Here is a 3980-nt window from a genome sequence, read left to right on the forward strand (position 1 = left end):
GGCTGGTACCGCCTCGACGAACACGAACGCTCCCTCGGCGCCGCCCAGGGCCGCGAACGCGTCAAGGTCGTCGAACGCGAGGACATGCTCGCCGCGTCCGAGCCGGACAAGGTGCAGAAGGCCTGACGGCCCGTACACCCAGAAACGCCACGAGGGGCGACCGGGAGATCCGGTCGCCCCTCGTGGCCTTCGTGAGAGGGAAAGCCGTCGGTCAGCGGGCGAAGTCGGCCGCCGCCTGCTGTGCGTGCGCCTGGGTGGTGTTGCCGCCACCACTGTTCGGGGCCGATACGCCACTCGGGGAGAAGATGTTCTCGATCTGGCGCATGTTCCACCAGAAACCGGCGTTGTCGACCAGATTGTCGGCGTTGCTGGAGATGGTGTAACCGGCGATCGACGACGGGAAACAGCCACGCCACACGGTCTTGATGGTGAGCGACTGGTCGCGCTTGAGTCCGCGGACGAACTTCTTCTCGCCGTTGAACTCCTGCAGGGTGACGTTCGGGAAGTCCGCGCCGCGGGCGGTGACGGTGAGGAAACGGGTCATGTTCCAGATGCCGTCGGTCCAGGGCTGGCCGGGGGTGAATCCGAACTTGCAGTACACACCACCGGTGAGAACCAGGTTGGGCGTCGCGGCCTGCGCCGGCGCGGTGGCGACGAACGATCCACCGGCGATTCCGGCGGCGGCGGCCACGGCGGCGACCGCGCGCTTCATCGACTTCTTCACTGTCACTCCTTCTTGCGTCGGACGGACCCTGAGATCTCGAGTCCACAGCGCCCGAGGGCGTTGATGGTTACGTGAAGGTCTATCGCATTCTCACAGGTTGTTGTTACCGATGATTCAGAAAAGATGCCCACGGGCGACCACTTTGTCATCCAGAAGGACCAAACCGGACATGGTGCGGATGTGAGGTAAGGTTTCCCTTCGTGCGACGTGCGGCGTGGTTGATCCTGATCATCGGGGTGCTGGTCGCGGGCACGATCGCCTCGGTTCTGATCGGCACGCGGGAGTTGCCCCTCGATGCCACCTGGAATGCCTTCGCCTCCGGGTGTGCGGAGATCTGGCGGGCGGTGGGCGACCTACGCGCCCCACAGATCGACAAGTCCACCGACACCGCCGGGATCGTCTGGGACCTCCGCGTCCCCCGCACCGTGCTCGGCCTGATCGTCGGTGCGGCGATCGGCGCGGCCGGCGCGATCACCCAGGGTCATACCCGCAATCCGATCGCCGATCCCGGCATCCTCGGCGTCAATGCCGGCGCCGCCTGCGCGGTGGTCACCGGCGTCTATGTCTTCGGCATCTCCGCACCGCTGGCCTACATGGGATTCGGCATGATCGGTGCGGTGATCGCCGCGGCCGCGGTGTTCGGGGTGTCGGCGCTCACCGGCACCGGTCCGATCACGCTGGTGCTCGCCGGTACCGGGTTGTCGGCGCTGCTCACCGCGATCACCTCGGCGATCGTGCTCACCGACACCGCCTCGCTGGACACCTGGCGGTTCTGGAGTGTCGGGTCGACGTCGGGACGCGGCATCGAGATCTTCTGGGCCGCCCTTCCGTTCATCATCGTCGGGCTCGTGCTGGCCGTCGCCGGCGGCTTCTTCCTCAACATCCTCAGCCTCGGCGACGACATGACCAAGGCGCTCGGATCTCGGGTGCTGCTGATCCGCGCGGTCGGCATCCTCGCCATCACGCTGCTGGTGGGCGCCGCGACCGCCGCATGTGGACCGATCGTGTTCCTGGGGCTCGTGGTGCCCCACATCGCACGCGCGATCACCGGCCCCGACTACCGTCTGATCGTCCCGTTCTCGGCGTTGATCGGTGCGGCGGTGCTGCTGGTGTGCGACATCCTCGGCCGGGTGATCGCCCGGCCCGGTGAGATCCAGGTCGGTGTGATGCTGGCATTCGTCGGCGCGCCGTTCCTCATCGCCATGGTCCGACGAACGAAGTTGACGAGCGTATGAGCATCCTCGACAGCCCCTCCCGGATCGTGCGTGTCGGCCCCACGACATGGATTCTGCGACCCCGCATGGTGCTCACCGTCACCGTGTCGCTGATCGCGGCCTTCGTGTTGTTCCTGCTGAGCGTCACGATCAGCGACTATCCGGTCACCCCGATCGACGTGATGCGCATCCTGCTCGGCGGTGGCACCCGGATCGAGAACGTCGTGATCCTCGACGACGCCGTCCCCCGCGCACTGGTATCGGTGCTGGTCGGGTTCGCCCTCGGGTTGTCGGGGTCGCTGACCCAGCTGATCGCCCGCAATCCGCTGGCCACCCCGGACATGCTGGGGATCACCGCCGGCGCCGGGATGGCCGCCGTCGCCGCGATCGCCTTCGGTTCCGGCTGGGGCGCATGGCTGGCCGATCTGGGTGTGCCCACCGCCGCCCTGATCGGCGGACTCGGTGTGTCCGCGGTGATGTACCTCCTGGCCTGGCCGGGCCGCAAGGCCAACAGCGCGATCAATCCGACGCGGCTGGTGCTGATCGGCGTCGGCATGACCTGGATTCTGCAGGCGGTGACGGCGTACTGGCTCACCCGTGCCGACATCCGGGACGTCGGGCGCGCGCAGGTCTGGCTGGTGGGTTCGGTGTCCAACACGTCGTGGTCGTCGGTGTGGCCGGTCGCCATCGCCGTGGTCGTCGCCGTTGTCGGGGTGGGGGTGCTCGCGCGTCAGATCGACGCGATGAGTCTCGGCACCGACCTGGCCCGCGGCCTCGGCGTCCGCACCATGGCGGTGTCGACGGCGGTGCTGCTGATCGCGGTGGTGGTGGCCGCGCTCGCGGTGTCGGCGGCCGGCCCGATCGCCTTCGTCGCACTGCTCGCCCCACAGATCGCGATGCGCCTGACCGCCAGTGCCGTACCCACCCCGGTGGCGTCGGGTGCGATCGGCGCGATCCTCGTCGTCGGTGGCGACATCCTGGCCCGCACCGTTCTGCCCGACGGCCTGCCGGTGGGGATCGTGACCGCCGCGATCGGCGGTCCGTTCCTGATCTACCTGATGGTCTCGATCTCCCGAAAGGCCAGCGTATGAGCAGACTCTCGGCCCGTGATCTCGTCGTCGGCTACGACGAGCGGATCATCATCGACGGGCTCGACGTCGATGTGCCCGACGCCGCGGTCACCACCATCATCGGCCCCAACGGCTGTGGCAAGTCCACACTGCTGCGGTGTCTCGCCCGACTCCTCCCGCCGAAGTCGGGAACGGTGCTGCTCGACGGAGTCGACATCACCACCCTGCGCCCCAAGTCGGTGGCCCAGACCCTCGGCATCCTGCCCCAGAACCCGGTGGCCCCAGAGGGTTTGACGGTCCGTGATCTGGTCGGCCGCGGCCGGCATCCTTACCAGAAGTGGTACCGGCAGGCGTCGTCGGAGGACGAGCAGGCCGTCGACGAGGCCTTGGAGCTCACCGCGACCGCCGATCTCGCCGACCGCACCCTCGACGCGTTGTCGGGGGGTCAGCGGCAGCGGGTGTGGATCGCCCTGGCGCTGGCCCAGGGCACCGATCTGCTGTTGCTCGACGAGCCGACCACCTACCTGGACCTGACGCACTCGCTCGAGGTGCTCGACCTCGTGCACTCGTTGAAGGTCGAGCACGGCAAGACCATCGTGATGGTGCTCCACGACCTGAACCTGGCCGTCCGATACAGCGATTCGCTGTTCGTGATGCGCGACGGCCGGCTGGTGGAGCAGGGGTCCCCGGAATCGGTGATGAGCGTCGAACTCCTCGAGCAGGCCTTCGGTCTGCGGGCCGAGATCATCACCGACCCGGTCTTCGGTGGCCCCATGATCGTGCCCATCGGCACGCACAGCGCCCGCAAGGTCCCCATGTCCGAGTGAGCGACGGGGCCACCGTCGAGGTGGTCGCGATGCGAGCCCGGCTCGCCCAGGTTTCGACACGCCTCGTCGCCACGCTCCTCATCGGCTCAACCACCAACCGCAACAACACCTCTGATGGTCGAGCCCGGACCCCAACCACCAACCG

Annotated in this window: 4 protein-coding genes; 3 read left to right on the plus strand and 1 reads right to left on the minus strand. The window is 67.8% G+C overall.

Going from position 1 to position 3980, the window contains the following annotated elements; genetic code table 11:
* Window positions 1–211: 211 nt before the first annotated feature.
* Window positions 212–724 carry a hypothetical protein gene (locus tag ACWDUA_RS18405; RefSeq protein ID WP_449752448.1) on the minus strand — a complete coding sequence of 171 codons (513 nt, stop codon included), beginning with the start codon at window positions 722–724 and terminating at the stop codon, window positions 212–214.
* A gap of 200 nt (window positions 725–924) precedes the next feature.
* On the opposite strand from ACWDUA_RS18405, the gene ACWDUA_RS18410 reads away from it, so the two are divergent.
* Genes ACWDUA_RS18410 through ACWDUA_RS18420 form a run of 3 tightly spaced genes read left to right on the plus strand, consistent with a single transcriptional unit; the run spans window position 925 to window position 3835 of the window.
* Complete coding sequence (locus ACWDUA_RS18410; RefSeq protein WP_449752449.1) at window positions 925–1959, plus strand: FecCD family ABC transporter permease; 1035 nt, start codon at window positions 925–927, stop codon at window positions 1957–1959.
* Complete coding sequence (locus ACWDUA_RS18415; RefSeq protein ID WP_449752450.1) at window positions 1956–3029, plus strand: FecCD family ABC transporter permease; 1074 nt, start codon at window positions 1956–1958, stop codon at window positions 3027–3029. Before ACWDUA_RS18410 ends, ACWDUA_RS18415 begins: the two co-directional genes overlap by 4 nt.
* Window positions 3026–3835, plus strand: coding sequence for an ABC transporter ATP-binding protein (locus ACWDUA_RS18420; protein ID WP_449752451.1), 810 nt, complete (start codon window positions 3026–3028; stop codon window positions 3833–3835). Before ACWDUA_RS18415 ends, ACWDUA_RS18420 begins: the two co-directional genes overlap by 4 nt.
* The last annotated feature ends 145 nt before the right edge of the window (window positions 3836–3980 follow it).

It is taken from the genome of Gordonia sp. NPDC003376, assembly GCF_053589235.1.